Raw genomic sequence first — 22,171 nt, forward strand, 5'->3', positions numbered from 1 at the left:
GCCTGCATTTCGATATCTTGCTATTCCATTCGAGAAACCGTACAAACGCTTATTATTGCGGTTATACTGTTCGTGGAGGTGATTGTTCATGGGATACGAACCGGTAACACTAACGGACGACAGATGGCTGGCCATTATCAACAACGATGCTTCCTTCGACGGACAGTTTTATTATGCAGTGAAGACGACTGGCATCTTCTGCAGGCCTTCTTGCAAATCAAAACCGCCCAACAAGGAAAATATCGGGTTATTCCAAACCGCGGAGCAAGCGTTAGCCGCTAATTATCGCCCTTGCAAGAGATGCAAACCGACGGGTCAACGATTGCCGGATGACGAATGGGTCAGCTTGGTTACCCATTATATTGATCATTATTATAGGGAGAAACTTACGCTCCAACATCTAGCCGACATGAGCCATGGCAGTCCCTATCATCTTCATCGGATTTTCAAGAAAGTCCGAGGCCTCACGCCTGTAGAATACATCCAACAAATTCGGATCGCTCAAGCCAAAACGCTGCTAGATACAACGGACAAATCCATTGCCGAGATCGGCAAGGACGTTGGACTGCCGAACGCGCCGTATTTCATTACTTTATTTAAACAACGAACCGGACAAACTCCCGAATCTTATAGACAAACTCGATTCGATCATACAAAGGAGATAAACTCAGATGAGCGATCTAACTAAATTACCTATGTACTGGACAACTTTAACATATCGGGATTGGAACCTGCACCTCTCGGCTACTTCCGTTGGTCTTTGTTACGTCGGCTCCCCTAATTACCCTTTGCAGCAACTCGTAGATTGGACTCAGTCCCGCTTCCCTGGCTACACGTTAATTCAAGATAACGAGAAGCTTAAACCCTTTACGGATGAACTCGTCGAATATTTGGAAGGAACGCGCTTGAACTTCGCGATGCCTATTGACGTTCGTGGCACTCCCTTTCAACTCGCCGTCTGGAACGCTCTGCGCGACATTCCATACGGACAAACCAAGTCCTATTCGGATATTGCCGAGCATATCCGTAAGCCGGCCGCGGTTCGCGCAGTCGGTGCTGCCATAGGCGCTAACCCTGTACTCATCACGATCCCTTGCCATCGCGTGATTGGAAAAAACGGTGCCTTAACGGGTTATCGTGGCGGCATGGACATGAAGACGAAGCTGTTGGATCTAGAAGGAGTATCCTTACCGGAGATGAGGTAACCAGGATGACGGAACAACTGGCTATACGGATCGCGCAGCTCGATTGGAATTCGCTGCAGCAAAGCTTAGACGAAGTCGGATTTGCCAAAATCCCATCTCTGCTTAACCGATCCGAGTGTAATGACATCATAGGTACCTATGAGCAACCAAGCCTATTTCGGAAAACGATCGATATGGCTAGATATCGTTTCGGCATAGGGGAGTACAAGTATTTCGATGCACCCCTCCCTTCCTTGCTGCAGCAGCTACGCGAAGGATTATACCCCGAGCTTGCTCAGACGGCGAATCGATGGCTTTCACAGCTTGGCCGCACGGCCGTATACCCGCCGACGTTGTCGCAGTTTCTTGAGCATTGCCATAGCGAAGGCCAAACCCGTTCTACTCCACTGGTATTGAAGTACGAGACCGGCGGCTATAACTGCATGCATCAAGATTTATACGGTGACGTTGCTTTCCCCTTTCAAATCGTGTTTGCCCTTAATCAAAGGAATGAACACTACTCCGGGGGCGAATTCCTGCTTGTTGAACAACGACCGCGAGCGCAAAGCCGCGGGCACGTCATTACGCTTGAACAAGGCGAAGGACTGATTTTTCCAACACAGTATCGACCGGTGTCGGGTTCCCGGGGTCATTATCGCACAACGCTCCGCCATGGCGTAAGTACGATCACATCGGGGACGAGATATAGCTTAGGCATTATTTTTCATGATGCCAAATGATGCGAAATTGAGGGACAATCCAATGAATCCGCAATACTTATACAAAACTCCGAAAACGCTGCTGAATAAAGGTACCGGTTTTCTAAGCGGTTATACTCATTCATTAAATCCTTATACGGGCTGCTCTTTCGGCTGTTCGTATTGTTATGTCAGGCAGATGCCGGTCTCGATATTCCGGAACGCCGAGTGGGGAACGTGGGTCGACATCAAGCAACATGCTGCGGACGTATTCGGCAAGGAGCTACGGAAAGCTAAAGCGAAAGGCCGCGTCACCCTCTTCATGTCATCGAGCACCGATCCTTATCAACCCATCGAGCACAAGGAAGCAATCACTCGCTCCTTATTAGAGGTAATGGTCAACGAACCGCCCGATTTTCTGTTGGTGCAAACCCGAAGCCCTCTTGTACGAAGAGATATCGATCTATTGTTGCAGCTTAAGGACAAGGTTCGCGTCAGTATGACGATCGAAACCGATCTGGAGGATATTCGTAAACATTTTACGCCGAACGCCCCACCTCTTGCAGCCAGATTTAAGACACTCCAGTTATTAGCTGAAGCCGGGGTTCCGACGCAAGCCGCGATTGCCCCTCTGCTACCGAGCAGTCCGGCTTTCCCGGATAAACTGCGTCCGCTAGTCACTCGGGTATGCTTGGATGATTATTTCATGGGAGACGGCAGCAGCGGCAAACGCACTCGCCAATTGGGCATCGAATCGTTGTATGAACAGAAAAGCATGCAAGAATGGTATCACCCTTCCGCTTACCGCAAAGTATACGAGGGGTTAAAGCGAGTTTTCGATGAGGATGAAATCCATATTAGCCAAGAAGGGTTCGAGCCTTAACGACACTCGTTATTTTCGTTTCATGCTTCGGATCCGCTGCTTCGTAGATTGGTCAACTCGGGTTGATTCCGTTATTTTTTGCAACGCTTTGTTATAAGTAAAATCATCTAATGAGGTCCGGCTTGTCAAATAAGCCATGGTCGGTTCAGGTAAGAGGACGTAACAGATCGATATGGCCCAAGCGACCGCCATTTTAACGTAATAACCGTTATGCTTAATGGCATCCAATCGTTGCAGAACTCGACCGATGTATTCCTCTTCGACGTAATAATCCAAGAGCATCACGACTCCGAAACGGATTTCGTATTCTTGCTCGGACAGTAAATAAGACTGTAAGAAACTCCATACGCGGATTTTGTTCGTTTTCGTGAATTTGAGACCGATACAGAAGCTATCGCAGACAGACCAGTTATTTATCTTCGGAACAAACGCAGCGATCGCGTCGAGGATTTCCTCGATATCCGTTTGAAGGTAACCGATCACCATTCCTTGCAGCATCACTTCTTCGAAATACTCGTCTTCCGCTTGCTTAAGATACGAACGCCAATCCCCCTTCGCGATCCTAAGAGCGAGCTTACGCACTTCGGGTAACCGAACGCCCAGCACGTTGTCGATGTTCGGAATGAGCGCCGCGGCGAATTTCTGATATTCCGGTTCTGCTAGTTCGAACAGCCGGTTTTTGATCGTTTTCTCCAACATATCTTATGCTCCCTATCATCACTCGCTAGAAATTTCCCATAAATAAATAGAGGCGATCGAACCAAGCGGCGAATACCGCTTGCGGTAATGTTCGAATTGCTCTTTCGTTATCGTCTGTAAGCCATATAGCTTCATCATCCCCCGGCGGATGGCGATATCTCCCCAACTGACGACATCGCGACGTTCCAAGGCATGAATAAGCAGCATTTCCGTCGTCCATTGGCCAACGCCATTTAATGCCGTTAATTGTCGAATAACCTCTTGATCGTTCATATTCTGCAATTCGTCCAGACGAAACGTGCCGTCTACTATGCTCTCGGCGATATGCCGGATACAAACGGCTTTTTTCATCGTAATCCCGCAGCTTTGAATCTCGTCGGCGGAATACTGAACCAAATTAGGAGGAGTCATTTCGCCTAATCGATTTTGCATTTTAGCCCATATCGTATTTACGGCTTTTGCAGAAATGAGTTGTCCAACAATGGCATGGACAAGCGCTTCGAACAAATCGGAATGGATAATCCGCTCAAGCTTGCCGATTCTAATCATCGCAGCACCGAGTAAAGGGTCTGCGCTCGCCAAGTAATCTATCTCATCTTGCCCATAGTCGAAGTATTTCGTGCTAGCTGTTCGCATGACGCATCTCCCCCTATTCAGACACACATTCACTATACCCCATGCGTGCCTATATGTACGGTTATTCGAGTATAACAGCAAGATAATGAAACAGAAATAAGCAGAAGGCTGATCCGCGGCTATCGCAATAGCTTAATGGATCAACCTTCTGCCTCATCATTTCACATCCACGACGAACGGAGCGATGAACGTCTTTCCGTTACGTTGAAATTGGCCCCATATCTTATAGATTCCGGCACTAGGGAAAGTCGTCATGAACTTCGCATCCGGACCTACCGCCTTCTCATCCATCGGATGGACATGCAGATACCGTTCCGTATCCTCGCTAATAATGACTACATGGCCGACTGCGCCTAAGTACGGTTCTAGATCCGTGATCGGCTTCCCGCTCTTCGCATCGGCAAGCTTGAAGTTCAATTCAAACTCCTTTCCTGCTTCGGGACGGTCGTTGTCCAGAGTCGCTTGTATTCCGTCCACGATGACGGAATGCTCACTCGACGGCTTGATCGGAGTAGGCGAAGCAGATGGACCGCTCACCTTAATCCACTTCGAATTCGTAGTCGCCTCTCCCCCCGTAGGAATGTAATCCGCTATGAGCTTGTAGTCGCCTCCGGCTGGAAGTACCGTCGAAACTTCAAACTGGCCCTTGCCCTTGTACTCGGGATGTAGATGATCGAAATAGCTCAAATCACGACTAACGACAATGAGATGAAGCTTCCTCTCATGATTGATATCGAACTGTTCGACGGGTTGTCCGCCTGAGCTTTGTATTTGAATCGTTATTCCTATGTTCTCTCCCGATTTCGGCGATTCGGACGATAACGTCCAAACCACGTTCGTTATCGGCATCTGCTCGCTCGCTTGCTCTTCGCTATGTTCTCCGCCATGCGCACCATGCCCGCCAGAGACTTGCTTATCCTGTTTGCCGCAAGCGGCGATGAATAACATCACCGCCATTAAAGCTAACAAAGAGATTCGTTTCATACGATCCCACCAACGCTTTCTTAATTCTATACTTTTGCTCTTTGCAGACGCAAAGCATTTAAGACTACGGATACGGAGCTCAACGCCATTGCCGCTCCGGCAAGCCAAGGCGCAAGGAAACCAAGCGCCGCTATCGGAATGCCGATGACATTATAAGCGAGCGCCCAGAACAGATTCTGCTTCACGTTCGTCATCGTCTTCTGGCTCATCGCGATCGCATCCGGGATGCTGTTCAAGTCTCCGCGCATTAAGGTAACATCCGCTGCTTCCATCGCTACGTCCGTTCCCGTTCCAATTGCCATGCCGATATCGGCTGTCGCCAAGGCCGGTGCATCATTGATTCCATCACCGACCATGGCAACCTTCTTGCCGCTTTGCTGCAGCTTTTTGACCTCGTTTGCTTTGCCGTCCGGCAACACTTCCGCGAGTACGTGATCAATTCCGACTTGGCTGGCTATCGCCTTTGCCGTACGTTCGTTGTCCCCCGTAATCATGACGACGTGCAAGCCCAATTGCTTCATTCTGGCAACCGCCAACATCGAAGTCTCTTTAATCGTATCCGCAACGGCGACCATTCCCGCATATTGGCCATTAACCGCGACCAGCATCGCTGTTTTACCGATCGATTCCAGCTTGCTCATCTCTTCTAATGCTGATTCTGCATTCACGTTACGTTGAGCCATCAGCTTCCGGGTTCCGACAAGCAATTCGTTACCCTCGACAGTCGCTTCGATTCCGAAGCCCGGGATCGCTTGAAAGAAATCAGAAGGCGGTAACGATATTCCCTGCTCTTGAATGCCCGCCACAATCGCTTCCGCGAGCGGATGCTCCGAATTTTTCTCAGCCGCTCCGATCCAAGAAAGAAGCTGCTCCCGATCATAACCTAGCTCGATTCGCACATCGGTCAACTCCGGTTTCCCTTTCGTTACCGTGCCGGTTTTATCCAATACGACCGTATCCACATGATGAGTCGTTTCCAGATGTTCTCCGCCCTTAAACAAAATTCCGAGCTCGGCTGAACGTCCGGAACCGGCCATGATCGAAGTCGGAGTCGCTAAACCTAGCGCGCAAGGGCATGCAATGACGAGCACCGCGATCGCTTTCTCCAATGCTTCCGCGAAATTTCCGGGCTCGACCGCGAAGTACCAGACTAGGAACGCAACGACAGCGATCGCCACGACGATCGGAACGAATATCCCGGAGATAACGTCCGCTACTCTTTGAATCGGTGCTTTGGAGCCTTGCGCTTCTTCGACGACTTTAATGATTTGCGAGAGAGCCGTTTCTTTGCCTACTTTCGTTGCTCTCACGTGGAGAACCCCGTTTTTGTTCAGCGTTGCCCCGATCACTAGATCGCCTTTCTGCTTGTCTACCGGGATGCTTTCCCCGGTCAGCATCGACTCGTCGACTGCAGACATCCCTTCCAGCACTTCGCCGTCGACCGGCACTTTTTCTCCCGGTTTCACCATGATTACGTCTCCGGTGACGACATCTTCTACCGGAATACTGACTTCCTGGCCTTCTCTTATTACGATAGCCGTCTTGGCTTGTAGACCCATTAGCGCTTTGATCGCCTCGGAAGAACGACCTTTCGCTAACGTCTCGAATACTTTGCCAAGCAAGATCAACGTAATAAGGACGGCACTCGTTTCGTAATACATTTCGACTTGATGATGGCCATGCGCATTCAACGATTCAATAGTTAAGTATAGGCTGTAGAAGTAAGCGGCAGACGTACCTAAAGCGACAAGTACGTCCATATTCGCGCTGCCGTTACGAAGCGCTTTGTAAGCCCCGACATAGAAGCGGCTTCCTATAATGAACTGAACCGGCGTGGCTAAAGTTAATTGAAACCACTGATTCATGAACAGATCAGGTACCCATATCCACTGCGTAAAAGAGAAGTGACCCACCATCGCCCATAGAAGCGGGAAAGAAAGTATCGCGGAGATCAGCAATCTCAATTGCAGCATGCGAATTTCTTTTTTCTTATGGTCGATTACACCTTCGCTTGCTTTGTCGCTCTTCGGCTTCGCCTGATAGCCTAACTGCTCGACCTTCTTGATCATCTCCGCCGAGCTTGCGAGGGACGGATTGTATTCGACATGGGCAGTCTCTAAAGCCAGATTGACCGAAGCCTGCACGCCGTTTAGCTTATTTAAGCCTTTCTCAATCCTTGTAGCGCAGGCTGCGCAAGTCATTCCGATAATGTCGAAATCGATGGATTCCTTGACCGTGCCGTAACCCAGATCGTGAATTTTCTGCTCCAATTGCGACATATTGACTTGTGACGGATCGAAGTTGACGGAAGCTTGTTCCATTGCGAAATTAACATTCGCTTGGGCGACGCCATCAAGTTTGTTCAAGCCTTTTTCGATTCTGTTCGCGCAAGCCGCGCAAGTCATACCGGTAATTTGTAACGTCACTAGCTCCGCAGGAACTGTTTGTTTAGCGTTGCTCATCTTCTTCACCTTTTTCATGTCATATGCAATCTCTGTAATGCAATTTTACGATACCCCCCTATGGTATGTCAACAACAGAAATTAACTAATATTTAAACGACTTTTGCAGGGTGCTTCGGCTGATTATATCCCCCCGCGGCATCCCCCTCCATCGTATTTTGTCAAAATGGATAACAAAAAAACCGCCATACCAACTTGGGTAGGCGGTTAATCGTGAAATTAATATTCACCTTTGATCACAAAGTACGTGCCCCGAATGGTTCCAGCCAGCTTGGATTTCTGCCTGGCGAACTTAAACTTCTTCTCTTCCAGCTCCTTGGGTACTTCAATCCCTTCGGAAAGCTTGAAGCCGACGGCCCGCTTCTTAGGATCATCAACCGTATACAAGACGTTGACTCCTAGACCGTCCTCATAAAAGACGAAGGCCCATCTGATATTCTCCACTTGAAAAAGCGACGTTTCTAACGGCTTTGCCGCAAACACAATATCGCGTTCTTCCTTCAAAACTCGGTTCACATAATCAAGTGTTTCCTGGCTTTCGCTGGCCGGCACGACAGTAAATTCATGCTTGTATTTGTTCATGAAATAACGGGCTTCATTAGCGCGTAAACCAGCAAGCGCATCTGCTGCAGGCGAAGACTCCAAACCAACCGTTGACACCTGTTTAAAATCGACAATATAGGACATTTTCTTCCTCCTTCTACCCCTTTATTCGCTAACAAAATGTATTACGGTTCGACTAGCACCTTTTCAAGCTGTTTGCACATGTTCGTCCAGCCGTATTTTGCACCCGCGAACGCTTGCTGTGCGCTGAAGCCGGTTTGATCAAGATGCAGATGGACCGTTCCGTCCTTATCTTCTTCTAATGTCCAGACGATCGTCGTGTTTTCTCCGAGACTGTCCCAGGTATAAGACAATCGGTGCGGCTCGTCCACTTCCAACACTTCGCAATGGATAATGCCGTCCCACCCGTTGATCGGTTCCCTTCGGAATTGGAAACGATGGCCGACAATCGGTTTGAAATCATTGTCCATGACCCATTTCGCCAGCTTATCGGAGTCGGTCAAGGCGTCCCATACCTGCTTGACCGAGCTTTTAAACTAAAAATCGAGCGACAGATCTTGCTTCATTCCTGTTCCTCCTTGAGAAGTTGATCCAGTCGAAGCATATTTTGCTTCCAAAATTTCTCGTAGTACGACAACCAATCCTGAAGCTCCTTCAGCGGTACGGGATTGAGACGGTTTCTAGTCTCACGGCCGATTTTACGCTCGGTCACGAGGCCGGCTTCCTTCAAAATCGTCAAGTGCTTGGAGACTGCGGTGCGGCCCATCGTAAAATGCGGAGTCAACCGATTAAGTGGCAATTCATCCGCATCCGCCAGCAGCCGAATGATTTCACGCCGGGTCGGATCGGCCACGGCATAATACACATCCCGTGCTTGTGCAACTGCGCCCATCATCACCCACCCCCTTGCATGAACAAATGGTGTCCTATACTCAAACACGACACCAATTAGTATCTATTTAGATTGCGGGAGGAAGAAGAATGAGTGAAACGCTAACTTTGGATTTTCAGTACGAAACCTCGATCGAGAAGCTTTGGACCGCCTTGACGGATTCAGGTAAGCTTGCCAAGTGGATTACGGAAAATGATTTCAAGCCCGATGTAGGCCATCGTTTTCAGTTCCGCTTGCAGCCGGTCGGCAATTGGAATGGCGTTGTTGACGGCGAAGTGCTTGCCGTGGAACCGCCGAACCGGTTGTCCTATTCTTGGGCTAGCGGGGAGGAAAAGCATACGGTCACCTGGACCATAAAGGATCTGGGTGGCGGCAAGGTTAATCTTCATCTCGAACAAACCGGAATCTCGACTGTCCAAGGACTCGAGGGCGCCAAGTGGGGCTGGACGAACTGGTGCGGCAATCTTGAAAAGACGTTGGGACAATAATCGCCCATTTCGCTATTACTTATGGCATGGTTCACCGTAACATCTATAGAGCGAAATCGGAAGGCACCCAACAGGGTGCCTTTACCAATTGCCACATAAATAAAAAGGAGCTGGTAAATTATATCCATATAGGAGTTGAATTTATGAAATGAAAAAATTCATATTTACTTTTATAGTATCACTTGTTCTTATTTTTTCTTTCCAAACAAATATGGGATTGGCCAAACAACCAACTGAAGACTCTGAAGAACTCAGGTTACAGGATATGCTAATGAACTTGCTCACTCCTTATATAACAGAAGTTCTTGATCACTATTACCGCCCAAAAATTCTAAAGACTTTTTCACCTGAAATTACACCATGGAAAATTGAAGTGATCGAAACCAAAAGAATAAATGGCTTCCGTGGCTTTAAGTTAGAAATCACTTTTGAAATTGAGCCGACTGCAGGACATCATGTTCCAGTAGGAAAAGACCGCTTAACTTATCGGATTTCGTATGGCCCTTCAGTAGAGTTAACTAATCACACTCATTTAGCTACTTATCAGTTACCTCCTGAATTGCATACTCCTAATTAACTATTCGATTAGTCTGATGATTTATTTTCTTTTGACTTATCACCCTCCATCAGATCTTTTGTCCCCGATCTAAACTCTCTAATCGTCGTTCCGATCGCCCTGCCAAGCTGCGGCAGCTTGGCGGGACCGAAGATCAGGAGCGCAATCAATACGAGTAACAATATCCCCGTCCAACCGATATTTAACGGCATCTGAATCCCTCCTTCTCCTATTCCTTATACACTGACGAAAAGCGCGGTTACGTACATGATGACGATCCCTGCTGTTAAGCTGGCCAAATTCGTCCAGGATACTGCCGGTCTGCCGTCCTTCGCAGCTTCTCTAATGATCATTTTACCGATGACATAGATAACCTGAATGATCGCACCGGCACCGATGCCGAAGAAAAGCGCCGCTAACGTATCATTGAACACGAATCCTCCGATCCAAGTCCCGATTATCGCCGGAGCCCCCCCAACGATCGCTAACATTAGGAAAGTTCTCCATGTTGGACGTTCCTTCAGCAGAGGTGACGCGATGCCTACTCCCTCGGTAATGTTGTGCAATGTAAACCCGATAATCAAGAACGTGCCGAGGGCGGCTTCTCCCGCCGCGAAAGCAGCTCCGATCGCTAACCCTTCTCCTAGATTGTGCAGGCCGATTCCGCCGGCAATTTTGTACGCGACTTGTTTTCCGTTCTGCTTGCCCTTTCTCTCGCTCGCTTGATCGAGTGCCAATAGGAACAAGAAACTTAACAAGGCTCCGAACCATACGAGACCCGTCCCTTGGAAAATACCCGGCGCTTCGGCTCCTAGCTCCAGCCCTTCTTGCAAAGTATCCACGACGAGGAAGAACAATAGACCGACGGTTAAAGCCAGCACGCCTTGTATCCCTTTGTTCGAGAATCTACGCAGAAACGGAAACCATAATAATCCTAGCCCAACAGGTACGACCCCCACGTAAAAACCGATTAACGCATACTGGACAAAACGGTTCGCATCCGCAACAGGCGTAAGGGCGGCTACGGCGACTTCTCCCGTGAACATAATTCCATTCGTCGTAATCAACACGATCGAGTACGGATCACCTTCTATCCAGCCATAAGGGATATAAATTTCCGAATGTCCGAGACGCCCGATCGTCTGGCTTGGCTGGAAGGTCGCATTCCAGAACGCATCGTTCACGACCACTTGGGCGATCGTGACCTCATTCGGTCCAGAGTTCAAAACTTTAACGATGAAGCCCTCTTCGGTCATTGTAATCCGCTCTACGTTCAACACTTCTATCGGCGCAACGGGTTCGTCCTGGATTCCCGTACCGAATCTAGACAGCAGTAAGATCATAACGGCTAGCAATAAGAGCGGGATGATTCCCCAGATCCATACGAGTCGGGCCGGTTTCGATTTGTTTACGACTGCTTCTCCCTGCATCGGAATATCTCCCCTCCTTATTTGGCTTCGAAGAAGCCCATCCAACCGAGCTCCGCGAATTCGCTTTGGTGCGCATGGAACATATATTTGCCAGGCTCAGGGAACACGATTTCGAGAATACCGCGCTGCCCTTGGCATTGCATGATCGTGTCAGTCCATACGGGCCTCGCATCGGGGTCTGCACCGACCTCGTAATATTTAAAAAAGTTGGCATGAAGATGAAAAGAATTAATAAGATCGAATTCGGTAAAATTGCTTAAGTAAATCCGAACGAGCTCATCTGCTTTAACTTCAATCGGCCAAGCTTGGAAAGCGAAAGCATATCCGTTCACCGTATACACCTCATTCTCGCCGTCGAGATCCAGATCGTAGCCGTTCATGACCATGTTCAACTCGCGGGCAGGGGCTCTAGGTTTCTTAGGATCGATGATGAAGTTTCCGTATAAACCTTTGTGAATATGCTTGGCTAGCGGAGGAATGTGACAGTGATACAAGTGCATGCCCGCCGGCTTCGCTTCAAATTCATAAGTAAAATCCGTGCCCGACTGAACCGGTTCAAGTCCGTCCATATTCGTTGGGTGAATACCATGAAAGTGGATGGAATGCGGATGTTTGGAGCCATTCCAAAACTTGATTCGGACAATGTCCCCTTCGGTACAACGGATCGTTGGGCCAGGTATCGTGCCGTTAAACGCCCAGCCGGGAAATTTAATGCCATAGGCGATTTCCACTTCCGTATCCATGGCCACTAATTCGTAGTCACGCACCGTGCGACCGTCTGCGCGCTTGCTGACTTTGCCATAATCGAATTCGGTCAAAGCGCGGATGGCAGCTTCCAAGCCTTTCGTCTTCTCGGTGCTCGGATCGTATCCGTGAGCCATCATATGATGTTTATGGCTTTGCAATGCCGAATGCAGTTCATGCTTATCCATCGCCTTTACGGTCTTCCCGAACCAAGAGCCGGGATTTAACAATGCCCCTCCAATAACTCCTAATGTTCCGGCGGCTCCCCATTTCAGCACATCTCTTCTAGAAACCGGTCGTTTAGGATCGAATGCCATATCCTGTATCCTCCATTCTTTTCTTAGGGAAAATAATTTTACCTTATGCAACATATTTCACAAAAAAAATATATTGTGGACTAGAGACAAAGTGTTTCCATAGTGCAAAACTTGAAGTAAATTAAATATATCCGGTTTGCCGCAGAATGTAAACCATTAAACAATAAAAAGCCTCCCCTGGTAAATGGATGTTTCGAACAACCATTAACTAAGGGGGAGGTTTCTTTATTTATTGCATTTCCCACGGACCAATCCTGTCTATTCACGTTATCGACTATACGGTTTCATCCTGATTCATATAGAAGACTTCCCACAAATGGCCGTCAATGTCTTGAAAACTCCAGCCATACATGAACCCATGGTCGATTGGATCATTAGATGGCTTGCCGCCTGCCGCCAACGCCCTGTTTACAATCTCGTCTACTTGTTCCCTGCTATCGGCGGATAAAGCCAGAATGACTTCCGCGGTTCTCGAGGTATCCGCGATTTCTTTGGTAATAAAGCCTTGGAACGAGCTCTCCACTAATAGCATGGCAAAGATATGATCTCCGATGATCATGCAAGTCGCGCTTTCATTCGTATACTTCGGGTCGAATTCGAAACCGATTTGACTGAAAAAAGCGACGGACTTCTCTAAGTCTTTAACCGGCAAATTAACGAAAATATTGTTTACCTTAAGTGCCATTAATAAATCACCTCTTCGTTTTATTGGCTTGCATCATGCGGGATAGGAAATTACTCATCAGCAAAGGCAACGAAATCAAGATCGGGGGATCGTCCGGCAATGGCGTATGTAAGACAACCTCTTGATAGGGAATGCGCGACTCCGGGCTTACCGTAATCGGCGCCTTCGATCGGGTTCGTAAAGTGGTATAAGGCAGCATAAACTCGGCAGACTTCATCTCCCACGAGACAGACGTAGCCATTAAAAAATAAGTCCCCGGTTTTACGTCCGTAAGACTGAAATGGCCGAGCGAGGATAGGATCGTTCCATAACGAGGATTGCCTTCCGGAATCGGTTTGGTAAACAAGCCGATCAAGACTACCCCTTCGAATGCGGCTTCCGCTCGAACCGTTCCTTCAAGCGTGGAGTAAGGGTGGCCGATAGTGCTAGAAGTCTGCCAATTCGAGAGTTTCTGCAGAGATCTTAAATCATTCTCCGCATGTAGCGTCGAGTTGCGAAAATGGGAAGGCGTCACCCCCACCCTTTCGGTGAATCGGGTCGTGAAGGTTCCGAGGCTTTGCTGCCCGATCTCGAGCCCGACATCACGAATGCTCATGTTCGTCCGCAGCAGTAGCTCCTTCGCCTTCTGCAATCGAACCGATGAGGCGTAATAAAGCGGCGAGATTCCCATTCTTTCCTTGAATATTCGCGTAAAATGATACGGACTATAGCCTACGTGATTCGCTAATTGCGTAAGGGGTAGCGGCTCATAAATATTCTGATGGATGTAGGAGATAGCCTCGTCAATCTCTGAATATCGATTCGTATCCATTCCTCACCTGCTATCGTCATATAAATCCGTATCAGAACAAACGTTCCTATAATAATTTACCATAAATTGTTCATTCTTTGCAACCATGAAAGCCAAAGCCGATCAATGATATAATGAATAGAATTTCGTCAGTTGAGGAGTGTTCGCAATGATGTTCTTACGGTACGAGAATTTCCGGAGTTATCTCCGACTTTATCCTATTACCGCGCTAATACTAGCCGTTAACCTTATCATGTTTCTCCTGGACCACCTTGTACTGGATAGACAATTAACGATCTGGGGAATGTTCTATCAAGAACCTGTTTTCGATCGCTATGGTCTAAGTGAACCGTATCGTTACGTATCATCCATCATTCTTCACGCAGGCTGGGATCATCTCTTGTTTAATTGTTTCTCGACATTGGTATTTGCTCCGCCTCTGGAACGGATGTTGGGACACCTTCGTTATCTGTTGTTCTACCTGGTTGCCGGAATAGCCGGCAATGCGTTAAGCGCCGCTATCCATGCAGGTTCGGAGTATGGTTCGGTAGGAGCGTCCGGGGCGATTTACGGAGTTCTCGGTGCGTTCTTATATTTAGCAATATTCAGAAAAAACGCATTGGACGAAGCCACTCGCAAGACGATCTACGGAATGTTGGCATTCGGATTGATCTATTCGTTCTTATCCTCGCAGATTAATATCTGGGCTCACGTCGGCGGCGCTATTGCCGGATTTGCCATGATGGGCGCCTTCGTCGCCATAAGAGCCAAAAGCCGCAGTTGAATGTAGAATTCGGATTTGTACCGAATCTTCTCCGGCCTTGCGCATTACATCATCTAGGTCGAACAATTGCTCAATGTGAAATACGCCGAATGGATATGGAGATACGTAGACGGATTCGCCAATTAGAGCCGTGATCCGCGCTGTCATATCTCCTTCGTTCCTTCCTTCTGCTAAGCACTCCACTTCGTGGTTTACTCCCTTCTTCTTCCCGCTTGCCTCTACCTTAATCACAAACTTATCGCTCCCCATCCTGATTCGCTTCATACTCGCTTTGATCCATTGACTGACGAATTTGTATTTCAGGATTCGCATCAAGCGCATTCGCTTCATCAGAGCTAATCCCGTAGTGACGACCGCCGAATCGAAGATGAGATAAGTCGTCACGGAAGTGACTTGCAAGGTGACGGGAAGTACATGTTGATCGGAGAAATCGAACGAATAAGCCGTTCTTCTTCCGATCCCCTTGCCCAAGTTCGTCTTTCTCCTCCGTTGGAATCCCGTTTGCAAATGATCTAACGTCCAATCGATCGCGGCATCTCCATGTTGTTCTCCTAAGCCGAGCATATTATAGATGCGGATTTCGCGAATTTCATCGAGTTGCTCGATCGCTTTCTTCGCCAGCAAATTCGTAAGACCGGGAGCGAGCCCGACGCTAAGCACGGCAGTCGCGTGAAACTCCCGGGCGTGAGCGGCCTGATTCTCGATTTGCGATAATATTGATATGTCCGCGGAGATATCGATGTAGTGAATACCAAGCTCCAAGCACATCTGCGCGATCCGGGTACTGGGCTGATCCAAACACATGATTACTAATTTAACACCATTAAATATATATTCTTCTACCGGCAGTTCGATGTCTAACCGCATAGGAAGAACGATATTCCCCGTTTGTTGGCAGAATCGGGCTGCCTTGTCATAGCTTCGTCCTGCCGCGATAATCTTCCCCGGAAACTTCTTACCTAGCAGAGTGCATATCGTACTGCCTACTGTTCCGTAACCTCCGATAACCATAATCCGATCTTTTGCCATCCTATTCACTACTTTCCGAATATTAGTTTAGTAACTATACTATTAGGGCGAAAAAAATCAGCTCATCAGCCGGATCAACTTTTCCAACCCTTTCTCGAATATTTCGATTTCCTGAGTACTGAACTCCTCTTGCAATAGATCGTTGAATTGCTGATTCATGCTTTCGTGCGCCTCGAATGCGATCATTCCCAAGCCGGTTAGCGAAAGGACCGTCGCTCTTGAATCAACGGGATGGGATTTGCGCGAGACGAGATCTTTGGCCTCTAACCGGCCTATCAGCTGCGTTACGGCGCCCTTGGTCACGGCGAGCCGCTGGGCAAGCTCGCTCATAAGCACTCCGCCCTCCCTACCGATCGCATCAATCGTATGGATTTCGCTTGGAGTTAACGGGCCCGCTTCCCCGAACGCTTTGGGTTGGCGCTCTAGGCGATTCAATTGCATGATTAATCTGCCGATGCTTTGTTTCTGATTAGTCGTTCGATCGTTGATCTTAGGTTTATTATTCATGATTTTAGTTTATGTACTATACTAATGGTTGTCAATAAAAAAAGCGGTCGGACTGCGATAATAACAGTCTGACCGCCCGTAAACGTCCCGTTTCGCTAACGGTATCTTCACTATTTTACGATCAATACCGGCATTCGAGCTTGCTGAACGACATGGTGGCTGACGCTCCCTAGCATCCATTCCTTGATCGCTCCCAGCCCTCGATTACCCATAACGATCAGATCGCACGCGTTCTCGTTCGCGTGATCCAGAATAGCGGAAGCCGGGTTTCCTTTTAACATCGCGATTTTCGCGTAGGGCAAGTTTTGAATTTGTTCCGTGGCTTGTTGCATAAGAGCATTCTCATACTCTTGTATCTTTTCCTGATAACCTTCTGGAAGGACGAGTCCATAACTTGCTATTGCATAGGGAGGACGGTTCAAGACATGGGCTACCGTCAGTTTGCAAATCGGCTGATTCTCGACAATTTTTATCGCATGCGCCAAAGCTTTCTTAGACGTCTCGGATCCGTCGTAAGCGACTAGGATGTGATGATATTTCATTGTAACCCCTCCTATTGGTGTCATAGCTATCTTAGGATAATTCTAGCATAATTTCCTCTTCTTCTTTGAACCGATTTTTCAGAATGGCATAGGCTTGTATTAAATAAGATGTCATTCTGCAGGCTTCCTCCCGGCCAATCGGAAGGCTCGTGCGCTCCAGAGTTTGAACGAACTCACGAATAGACCGATCAGCTAGCTCGTATTCCTGCTCCATCAGGGCGTACAAGTCAGGTTCTGAACCTAGCAGCCATGCGGCATATGGAAACAACTCGGATTCTTCCCACAGAGTATGCTCATTCCAATCTTTCATAAAATGCTTCACGTTCTCGTTCAATTCGACGATCTCGCGATTCAGGCGCGACTCGTCAACGCCGCTCCTTACAATGCATGCTTGCTCAAATATATCCTGAAGTTCCTCTTTCAACAGATCGTGCTCTTGCTTAGCTCGCGTAATGCACGTTTCGAGCCGCACTTCGCGAATATCCGCTCCGGGCATTGGGCTCTCAATCGGGATATGTAATTTCACAACAGATCACTCCCACTTCTGTATGATGGCTTAAGTTTAATTCCAATTCTATGCTTAATGTGTGAAAAAAATCACGATGTAACAAAGTGATCAAATCTTAATGGCAATCTCGCGAACGAAGAAGGAGCTGTCTTGAAAGATCTATTCAGATCGTTCGAGACAGCTCCTTCCTATTGATCGCTTATTAGCTTTCTACTTCCGTATCCTCTGCGTTGCCCCATTCCTCCCACGAGCCTTCGTAAGGCCTTACATCAGGATATCCAATCAGCCTCAAAGCGAAATAAGTGTGGGCACCACGTTGGTTCGACTGGCAATACGGTACGATCGTATGCTTCTGGCTAACGCCTGCCGCTTCAAATTCTTTCTTCAGGTCCTCATACTTCTTGAAGCGGATAACGCCCTTCTCGTCGACGGGTCCAAGCGCTTCCTTCCATTCCTTGTTTACGGCTCCGGGGATCCTTCCGCCTTTGCGATTAGAACGCTTATCCAATCCCGAATATTCCTCGCCGGATCGTACATCCAGCAATATCGCTTGATGGAGACCGGCTTGTATGTTGAATTTGTTGACGGAGCCGAGCACGTTAGCAACAACTGAGATAGATGCAGGTCTCCGTGTATGGACTTCAGACGAGGTCGGCTTCCCCGCAGCGGTCCAAGCCGTATATCCTCCGTTCAGTACTTTTACCCGATCTTTCAGGCCGAATACTTCCAGAACGTAGAATACCCGAGTGGCCGCAACTCCGGCTCCGTCATCGTAAACGACGACCGCGCTATCCGCGCTGATCCCCCACTTTTCTAATAACCTTCGGATGTCCTCGGCGGCAGCAAAATCGGATCTCGTCTTCGCTCTTAGATCCTTGACGTTAACCGGAATAGCTCCCGGGATATGGCTGACTTCGTAGCCTTGCGCTCTCGCATCCAATAGGACTAAGTCGTGCGAATCTAGATTGTTCTCCACCCATTCCAAATCGGCTAGCAAATGTCCGTTCGGATAAGCGTTGACTTTAGTATCCGTCATATTATTCACTCCCCCTGTTCCCTTCATTTTGGGGCGACCAAGCCCAAACGTTCGCGTAAATTGCCGCCCTCATAGGTTTTGGGGAATAGTCCCCTTCGTTGCAGTTCGGGCACGACAAGCTCTAAGAAGTCGTCCGCCGACAGCTGCGGCATGACGCTGAATCCGTCCGCCGCTTCGCTCAAGAACCAATGTTCCATCAAGTCGGCAATTTGCTCAGGCGTTCCTGCGATGCTAAGCTGTCCGCTTCCGATCCAGTGCTTCTCCAGCAGTTCCCTTATCGTCGGCTTCTCCTTCTCGACGATCTTCTTGATCATTTGGTTAAAGGTCTGGTAAGCGTTGACTTCACTCGAATCGGGCAGCTCGGGAAACGGGTCATCCAAACCATATCGGGAGAAGTCGATACCGAGAAGATTCGAGATGGACATAACGGCCCTTTCGAGCGAACCTAGCTTCATTAGTTCGCTTGCCTTCTGCTCCGCTTCTTCCCTCGTAGCGCCGACGATGACATGAAGTCCTGGCAACACTTTAATGCTATCCACAGACCGCCCCGCTTCGATCGTCCTCCGCTTAATGTCCCGATAGAAGAGCTGTGCGTCTTCCAGCGAACTCTGGACCGTAAAGATGAGCTCCGCATACTTAGCCGCCAGATTCTTGCCTGCTTCGGATGCACCGGCTTGAACGAGCAACGGTCTCCCTTGCGGAGACCGCATGACGTTAAGCGCCCCGCGTACGGAGAAATGCTCTCCGCGATGATGAATGTCGCGCACTTTCCGGGGATCGGCATAGATACCGGATAACTTATCCTGAACGAGCGCATCCTCGTCCCAGCTATCCCATAACTTCAGCGCGACATCGGCAAATTCCGCAGCTCTCTCATAACGCTCGGAATGCGAAGGCAATGTCTCTAACCCGAAGTTAAAGGCCGTACGTTCAACACCCGTCGTAACCATATTCCAGCCCGCGCGTCCTCCGCTAATATGATCTAGCGATGCGAATATTCTGGCAACGTTATACGGCTCGTTGAAGCTTGTGGACACGGTGGCGATAAGCCCGATCTTCTCTGTCGCCGTTGCAATCGCGGCGAGCAAGGTGAGCGGCTCGAACCCGAGAATCGGACCGTGCTGAACAGCTTTCGCCTCAACGGAGAGGCCATCGGCGATGAACAACGAATCGATTCGCGCGGCTTCCGCTTTCTGCGCAAGCCGCTGAAAGTATTGGACGCTGTGGAACTCCTCGACGTTCGTGCTCGGATGACGCCAGGCTCCTTTGTGGGAACCTCCGTTTTGCGTGAACAGATTCAGAATCATTCTGCGGTTGTTCTCGCTCAACTTCTTCACCTTCTCCTTACGGGGATAGAGTCGTTTTTTCTATTTTAATAAAAGACAGGCTATTTTGTAAACTATTCATACAGAAATAGTCGGATTAATTAGGGCGTTAATGTCAATCCCAATTCACGTTACACCCGTTAATGGTACAAGCACGTTAAGCTTGTTTCACATATTTTGATTCCAAGCAAAAGAAAAGGAGGTGGCACGATGAAAAAAGCTAAAATATCCGGTTCCGATAACCAAAGATCGTGCGGGTGCAACCATCATAAATCCGAAGAACATCACAAATCCCATCACAAGCATAAACCCGAAGAACATCACAAACCCGAAGAACATCACAAACCCGAACACAAGCACAGATCCTGCGGACATGACAAGTCTCACGGCATGGAGAAGTCTTGCGGACATGAAAAGTCTCACGGTATGGATAAGTCCTGCGGCCAACATCATAGTTCGTGCAGATGCATTCTTTGCTGCGAGAAGAGAGGTATTCATCCTTACGGCTATGATCAGTTTCGCTCGTGGCTATAATCGCCAGGTGGTGTTAAAGTCCGTATTCCTTACGGACTTTTTTTGTGTGCTTTGAACTCAGGGTACATATAGCCGCTCTAACTAATCTCAGACTACTTTGCTTACCCAAGTTAGGAATGATTATCACTTCCGTTATCCATATATTGTTCATTTGCCTATTCGTAATCTTTGTGCAATGATTTATATTAAGTATTACCTTATAATTATTATAATTAAGGGGTGTCCAAAGATGACCGACGACTTCCATCATCTCGACCACGTCAAACAACAGAGCACTTCGAAGAGAACTCTTTGGATCACTTTAATCCTCACCTTCGTATTCACCATTCTCGAAGTGGTCGGCGGCGTTCTTTCCCAATCGCTTGCTTTAATTTCCGATTCTGCGCATATGATTTCCGACGTGCTCGCCTTAGGCCTAAGCATGTTTGCCATCTTCATGGCCACACGTAAGCCGAACGACCAGTACACATTCGGCTTCCTGAGATTCGAGATAATTGCTTCTTTCCTTAACGGACTTGCGCTAATCGCGATCGCCTTATGGATATTCGTAGAAGGAATCAAGAGAATGATCCACCCTCAGCAAGTCGATCTAACCATCGTGCTCATCATAGCGTCGATCGGATTGATCGTAAACATCACGTTAACCCTCATCCTGTCCCGCAGCATGAAATCCGAAGAGAACTTAAACGTTAAGAGCGCACTATGGCACTTTATCGGCGATTTGTTAAGTTCGGTTGGCGTTATCGTCTCCGCTATCTTAATCCATTTCACCGGCTGGCAAATGCTCGATCCTCTGATTAGCATGGTGATCGGCGGCATCATCGGTATCGGAGGCTATAAGATCATCCGTGAAGCCTATTTGATCCTAATGGAGTCGGTACCGGAGAAATTCGACCTGAATGAGATCCGCGCCGATCTTGGTCGGATCGAAGGCGTGGAAGACGTCCATGAGATGCATCTGTGGGCCGTATCGACGGAACACTACTCGCTTACGGCGCATGTGTTCGTCCGGGCTGACATTCAGCCTTTCTGCGTCATCCTTGCCGTTAATGAAATGCTCAGAAGTAAGTACGGCATCGGCCATTCCACGATTCAGATAGAACATGCGGCTATTCACGATCATGGAGAGTATGGGCGTCGGTTTCTACTCAATCATATTTAATGGCTAACCAATATTAAAGGGGATCCGTTTGGATCCCCTTGTAAAGTTACTTAGATATCGTTATGACACTCCATTAGTTAGAAACCGTACAAGGTCCTCTATTTGTTCCTCCTCTTCCTCCTTGCCGAGATCATCCGATGATAAGAAAAATCGCGTGACGAGATGGCTTCCGATAACGGATAAGAACATTCTGAAGAGCTTCTGGTTAGGAAGATCCCCCAACTCTCCGCGAGCCTTATAGTGATCGATGGCGATGTCGAAAAAGGCAACCATCTCTTTGAGGATGTAAGGAAACAAATCTTTTCGCAGCTCGTCTCGATATAGCAATTCCTTGATCACCACTCGGAAAATGTCTCTATTTTCCCTTAAGAAGTTGTAGCGATTACGGATAAAAGCTCTTATAAAATCTTCAAAATGCAAATTGTTCTGCGGGTTCACTTCATGGCTCAACTCTTGCGCCAGCGTCGGCATCGATTGTTTCAGGAACGGTACGATTACGGAAAGCAGAAGATTTTCCTTCGTTCCGTAATGACGAAAGATCGTCCCTTCCGCGACGCCCGATTTTCTGGCGATCTCGCTCGTCGAAGTATTCGAATAGCCCTTTTCCGCGAATATCGCGATAGCGGCCTCTACTATCTTTTGTTGCTTTGCCGTTTCCTTCTTGGACAATTTGGCGTCGGACGCCATTTTGTCCAGTATGTTATGCGTTGTCATGCCGAATCCAATCCTTCC

At 48.2% G+C, this 22,171-nt stretch carries 28 protein-coding genes; 8 read left to right on the plus strand and 20 right to left on the minus strand.

Annotation, left to right across the window (positions count from 1 at the left end; translation table 11 throughout):
- The first annotated feature begins 88 nt into the window (after positions 1-88).
- The 4 genes from L3D05_RS13450 to L3D05_RS13465 are packed head-to-tail and all read left to right on the plus strand — an operon-like array spanning position 89 to position 2,765.
- Positions 89-688, plus strand: coding sequence for a bifunctional transcriptional activator/DNA repair enzyme AdaA (locus L3D05_RS13450; protein WP_239616571.1), 600 nt, complete (start codon positions 89-91; stop codon positions 686-688).
- Complete coding sequence (locus L3D05_RS13455) at positions 672-1,205, plus strand: methylated-DNA--[protein]-cysteine S-methyltransferase (RefSeq protein WP_239616572.1); 534 nt, start codon at positions 672-674, stop codon at positions 1,203-1,205. Before L3D05_RS13450 ends, L3D05_RS13455 begins: the two co-directional genes overlap by 17 nt.
- Positions 1,206-1,210: 5 nt before the next feature.
- Positions 1,211-1,924: a 2OG-Fe(II) oxygenase gene (locus L3D05_RS13460; protein WP_239616573.1), complete on the plus strand. Its 714-nt coding sequence runs from the start codon at positions 1,211-1,213 to the stop codon at positions 1,922-1,924.
- A 22-nt stretch (positions 1,925-1,946) separates the two neighbouring features.
- Positions 1,947-2,765, plus strand: a complete 819-nt coding sequence (locus tag L3D05_RS13465) for an SPL family radical SAM protein (RefSeq protein ID WP_239616574.1) — start codon at positions 1,947-1,949, stop codon at positions 2,763-2,765.
- A gap of 9 nt (positions 2,766-2,774) precedes the next feature.
- Here the strand turns inward: L3D05_RS13465 and L3D05_RS13470 are convergent, their stop codons facing one another.
- The 7 genes from L3D05_RS13470 to L3D05_RS13500 form a co-directional block, all read right to left on the minus strand.
- The gene (locus tag L3D05_RS13470; RefSeq protein ID WP_239616888.1) at positions 2,775-3,461 is read right to left on the minus strand and encodes a DNA alkylation repair protein; all 687 of its coding nucleotides are present in this window, start codon (positions 3,459-3,461) and stop codon (positions 2,775-2,777) included.
- Positions 3,462-3,482: 21 nt separating this feature from the next.
- Positions 3,483-4,100: a DNA-3-methyladenine glycosylase family protein gene (locus L3D05_RS13475; protein ID WP_239616575.1), complete on the minus strand. Its 618-nt coding sequence runs from the start codon at positions 4,098-4,100 to the stop codon at positions 3,483-3,485.
- A gap of 156 nt (positions 4,101-4,256) precedes the next feature.
- Positions 4,257-5,084 (minus strand): DUF8832 domain-containing protein, encoded by an 828-nt coding sequence (locus tag L3D05_RS13480; protein ID WP_239616576.1) that lies wholly within the window; start codon positions 5,082-5,084, stop codon positions 4,257-4,259.
- A gap of 26 nt (positions 5,085-5,110) precedes the next feature.
- Positions 5,111-7,546 (minus strand): heavy metal translocating P-type ATPase, encoded by a 2,436-nt coding sequence (locus tag L3D05_RS13485; RefSeq protein WP_239616577.1) that lies wholly within the window; start codon positions 7,544-7,546, stop codon positions 5,111-5,113.
- Positions 7,547-7,765: 219 nt separating this feature from the next.
- On the minus strand, positions 7,766-8,233 hold the full coding sequence (locus L3D05_RS13490) for a DUF8821 family protein (RefSeq protein WP_239616578.1): 468 nt from the start codon (positions 8,231-8,233) through the stop codon (positions 7,766-7,768).
- 41 nt (positions 8,234-8,274) lie between these two features.
- Positions 8,275-8,613, minus strand: coding sequence for an SRPBCC family protein (locus L3D05_RS13495; RefSeq protein WP_239616579.1), 339 nt, complete (start codon positions 8,611-8,613; stop codon positions 8,275-8,277).
- 59 nt (positions 8,614-8,672) lie between these two features.
- Positions 8,673-9,002, minus strand: a complete 330-nt coding sequence (locus tag L3D05_RS13500) for an ArsR/SmtB family transcription factor (protein WP_239616890.1) — start codon at positions 9,000-9,002, stop codon at positions 8,673-8,675.
- A gap of 89 nt (positions 9,003-9,091) precedes the next feature.
- On the opposite strand from L3D05_RS13500, the gene L3D05_RS13505 reads away from it, so the two are divergent.
- Positions 9,092-9,490, plus strand: coding sequence for an SRPBCC family protein (locus L3D05_RS13505; RefSeq protein ID WP_239616580.1), 399 nt, complete (start codon positions 9,092-9,094; stop codon positions 9,488-9,490).
- 148 nt (positions 9,491-9,638) lie between these two features.
- A complete protein-coding gene (locus L3D05_RS13510) occupies positions 9,639-10,067 on the plus strand; it encodes a DUF3888 domain-containing protein (protein ID WP_239616581.1) in 429 nt (142 codons plus the stop codon).
- An 8-nt stretch (positions 10,068-10,075) separates the two neighbouring features.
- On the opposite strand, the gene tatA is transcribed toward L3D05_RS13510, so the two are convergent.
- The 5 genes from tatA to L3D05_RS13535 all read right to left on the minus strand — a co-directional run bounded on the left by tatA (position 10,076) and on the right by L3D05_RS13535 (position 14,033).
- A complete protein-coding gene (tatA, locus tag L3D05_RS13515; protein WP_239616582.1) occupies positions 10,076-10,258 on the minus strand; it encodes a twin-arginine translocase TatA/TatE family subunit in 183 nt (60 codons plus the stop codon).
- A 24-nt stretch (positions 10,259-10,282) separates the two neighbouring features.
- Positions 10,283-11,476: a ZIP family metal transporter gene (locus tag L3D05_RS13520; RefSeq protein ID WP_239616583.1), complete on the minus strand. Its 1,194-nt coding sequence runs from the start codon at positions 11,474-11,476 to the stop codon at positions 10,283-10,285.
- A gap of 17 nt (positions 11,477-11,493) precedes the next feature.
- The gene (locus L3D05_RS13525; RefSeq protein ID WP_239616584.1) at positions 11,494-12,537 is read right to left on the minus strand and encodes a multicopper oxidase domain-containing protein; all 1,044 of its coding nucleotides are present in this window, start codon (positions 12,535-12,537) and stop codon (positions 11,494-11,496) included.
- Positions 12,538-12,811: 274 nt separating this feature from the next.
- On the minus strand, positions 12,812-13,222 hold the full coding sequence (locus L3D05_RS13530) for a VOC family protein (protein ID WP_239616585.1): 411 nt from the start codon (positions 13,220-13,222) through the stop codon (positions 12,812-12,814).
- Positions 13,223-13,229: 7 nt separating this feature from the next.
- Complete coding sequence (locus L3D05_RS13535; RefSeq protein ID WP_239616586.1) at positions 13,230-14,033, minus strand: helix-turn-helix transcriptional regulator; 804 nt, start codon at positions 14,031-14,033, stop codon at positions 13,230-13,232.
- Positions 14,034-14,181: 148 nt separating this feature from the next.
- Here L3D05_RS13535 and L3D05_RS13540 point away from each other — a divergent pair, with 148 nt between their 5' ends.
- Positions 14,182-14,796: a rhomboid family intramembrane serine protease gene (locus L3D05_RS13540; protein ID WP_239616587.1), complete on the plus strand. Its 615-nt coding sequence runs from the start codon at positions 14,182-14,184 to the stop codon at positions 14,794-14,796.
- On the opposite strand, the gene L3D05_RS13545 is transcribed toward L3D05_RS13540, so the two are convergent.
- The 7 genes from L3D05_RS13545 to L3D05_RS13575 all read right to left on the minus strand — a co-directional run bounded on the left by L3D05_RS13545 (position 14,695) and on the right by L3D05_RS13575 (position 20,118).
- Positions 14,695-15,825 (minus strand): saccharopine dehydrogenase family protein, encoded by a 1,131-nt coding sequence (locus L3D05_RS13545; protein ID WP_239616588.1) that lies wholly within the window; start codon positions 15,823-15,825, stop codon positions 14,695-14,697. The two genes, L3D05_RS13540 and L3D05_RS13545, sit on opposite strands and share 102 nt — an antisense overlap.
- A 57-nt stretch (positions 15,826-15,882) precedes the next feature.
- On the minus strand, positions 15,883-16,332 hold the full coding sequence (locus tag L3D05_RS13550) for a MarR family winged helix-turn-helix transcriptional regulator (RefSeq protein WP_239616597.1): 450 nt from the start codon (positions 16,330-16,332) through the stop codon (positions 15,883-15,885).
- Positions 16,333-16,442: 110 nt separating this feature from the next.
- Positions 16,443-16,874, minus strand: coding sequence for a universal stress protein (locus tag L3D05_RS13555; protein WP_239616599.1), 432 nt, complete (start codon positions 16,872-16,874; stop codon positions 16,443-16,445).
- A 31-nt stretch (positions 16,875-16,905) separates the two neighbouring features.
- Positions 16,906-17,400, minus strand: coding sequence for a hemerythrin domain-containing protein (locus L3D05_RS13560; protein ID WP_239616600.1), 495 nt, complete (start codon positions 17,398-17,400; stop codon positions 16,906-16,908).
- A gap of 184 nt (positions 17,401-17,584) precedes the next feature.
- Complete coding sequence (locus L3D05_RS13565) at positions 17,585-18,418, minus strand: sulfurtransferase (protein WP_239616602.1); 834 nt, start codon at positions 18,416-18,418, stop codon at positions 17,585-17,587.
- A 23-nt stretch (positions 18,419-18,441) separates the two neighbouring features.
- Positions 18,442-19,746, minus strand: coding sequence for an LLM class flavin-dependent oxidoreductase (locus L3D05_RS13570; RefSeq protein WP_239616604.1), 1,305 nt, complete (start codon positions 19,744-19,746; stop codon positions 18,442-18,444).
- 165 nt (positions 19,747-19,911) lie between these two features.
- On the minus strand, positions 19,912-20,118 hold the full coding sequence (locus L3D05_RS13575) for a hypothetical protein (RefSeq protein WP_239616606.1): 207 nt from the start codon (positions 20,116-20,118) through the stop codon (positions 19,912-19,914).
- Positions 20,119-20,506: 388 nt separating this feature from the next.
- Here L3D05_RS13575 and L3D05_RS13580 point away from each other — a divergent pair, with 388 nt between their 5' ends.
- Positions 20,507-21,439, plus strand: coding sequence for a cation diffusion facilitator family transporter (locus L3D05_RS13580; RefSeq protein WP_239616607.1), 933 nt, complete (start codon positions 20,507-20,509; stop codon positions 21,437-21,439).
- 60 nt (positions 21,440-21,499) lie between these two features.
- On the opposite strand, the gene L3D05_RS13585 is transcribed toward L3D05_RS13580, so the two are convergent.
- Entirely contained in the window at positions 21,500-22,153 is a 654-nt protein-coding gene (locus L3D05_RS13585) for a TetR/AcrR family transcriptional regulator (protein WP_239616609.1), read from the minus strand.
- Positions 22,154-22,171: the final 18 nt, after the last annotated feature.

It is taken from the genome of Cohnella mopanensis, from assembly GCF_022352055.1.
Lineage (GTDB): Bacteria > Bacillota > Bacilli > Paenibacillales > Paenibacillaceae > Cohnella > Cohnella mopanensis.

What these genes read in the sequence shown, in the direction of transcription:
- L3D05_RS13460 (WP_239616573.1), top strand. Translation starts at nt 1,211, where the DNA reads ATGACGGAACAACTGGCTATACGGATCGCGCAGCTCGATTGGAATTCG.
- L3D05_RS13550 (WP_239616597.1), bottom strand. Translation starts at nt 16,332, where the DNA reads ATGAATAATAAACCTAAGATCAACGATCGAACGACTAATCAGAAACAA.
- L3D05_RS13535 (WP_239616586.1), bottom strand. Translation starts at nt 14,033, where the DNA reads ATGGATACGAATCGATATTCAGAGATTGACGAGGCTATCTCCTACATC.
- L3D05_RS13510 (WP_239616581.1), top strand. Translation starts at nt 9,639, where the DNA reads ATGAAAAAATTCATATTTACTTTTATAGTATCACTTGTTCTTATTTTT.
- L3D05_RS13490 (WP_239616578.1), bottom strand. Translation starts at nt 8,233, where the DNA reads ATGTCCTATATTGTCGATTTTAAACAGGTGTCAACGGTTGGTTTGGAG.
- L3D05_RS13525 (WP_239616584.1), bottom strand. Translation starts at nt 12,537, where the DNA reads ATGGCATTCGATCCTAAACGACCGGTTTCTAGAAGAGATGTGCTGAAA.
- L3D05_RS13585 (WP_239616609.1), bottom strand. Translation starts at nt 22,153, where the DNA reads ATGACAACGCATAACATACTGGACAAAATGGCGTCCGACGCCAAATTG.
- L3D05_RS13480 (WP_239616576.1), bottom strand. Translation starts at nt 5,084, where the DNA reads ATGAAACGAATCTCTTTGTTAGCTTTAATGGCGGTGATGTTATTCATC.
- L3D05_RS13475 (WP_239616575.1), bottom strand. Translation starts at nt 4,100, where the DNA reads ATGCGAACAGCTAGCACGAAATACTTCGACTATGGGCAAGATGAGATA.
- L3D05_RS13530 (WP_239616585.1), bottom strand. Translation starts at nt 13,222, where the DNA reads ATGGCACTTAAGGTAAACAATATTTTCGTTAATTTGCCGGTTAAAGAC.
- L3D05_RS13565 (WP_239616602.1), bottom strand. Translation starts at nt 18,418, where the DNA reads ATGACGGATACTAAAGTCAACGCTTATCCGAACGGACATTTGCTAGCC.
- L3D05_RS13540 (WP_239616587.1), top strand. Translation starts at nt 14,182, where the DNA reads ATGATGTTCTTACGGTACGAGAATTTCCGGAGTTATCTCCGACTTTAT.
- L3D05_RS13580 (WP_239616607.1), top strand. Translation starts at nt 20,507, where the DNA reads ATGACCGACGACTTCCATCATCTCGACCACGTCAAACAACAGAGCACT.
- L3D05_RS13505 (WP_239616580.1), top strand. Translation starts at nt 9,092, where the DNA reads ATGAGTGAAACGCTAACTTTGGATTTTCAGTACGAAACCTCGATCGAG.
- L3D05_RS13575 (WP_239616606.1), bottom strand. Translation starts at nt 20,118, where the DNA reads ATGTCCGCAGGATCTGTGCTTGTGTTCGGGTTTGTGATGTTCTTCGGG.
- L3D05_RS13465 (WP_239616574.1), top strand. Translation starts at nt 1,947, where the DNA reads ATGAATCCGCAATACTTATACAAAACTCCGAAAACGCTGCTGAATAAA.
- L3D05_RS13500 (WP_239616890.1), bottom strand. Translation starts at nt 9,002, where the DNA reads ATGGGCGCAGTTGCACAAGCACGGGATGTGTATTATGCCGTGGCCGAT.
- tatA (WP_239616582.1), bottom strand. Translation starts at nt 10,258, where the DNA reads ATGCCGTTAAATATCGGTTGGACGGGGATATTGTTACTCGTATTGATT.
- L3D05_RS13545 (WP_239616588.1), bottom strand. Translation starts at nt 15,825, where the DNA reads ATGGCAAAAGATCGGATTATGGTTATCGGAGGTTACGGAACAGTAGGC.
- L3D05_RS13455 (WP_239616572.1), top strand. Translation starts at nt 672, where the DNA reads ATGAGCGATCTAACTAAATTACCTATGTACTGGACAACTTTAACATAT.
- L3D05_RS13520 (WP_239616583.1), bottom strand. Translation starts at nt 11,476, where the DNA reads ATGCAGGGAGAAGCAGTCGTAAACAAATCGAAACCGGCCCGACTCGTA.
- L3D05_RS13485 (WP_239616577.1), bottom strand. Translation starts at nt 7,546, where the DNA reads ATGAGCAACGCTAAACAAACAGTTCCTGCGGAGCTAGTGACGTTACAA.
- L3D05_RS13555 (WP_239616599.1), bottom strand. Translation starts at nt 16,874, where the DNA reads ATGAAATATCATCACATCCTAGTCGCTTACGACGGATCCGAGACGTCT.
- L3D05_RS13450 (WP_239616571.1), top strand. Translation starts at nt 89, where the DNA reads ATGGGATACGAACCGGTAACACTAACGGACGACAGATGGCTGGCCATT.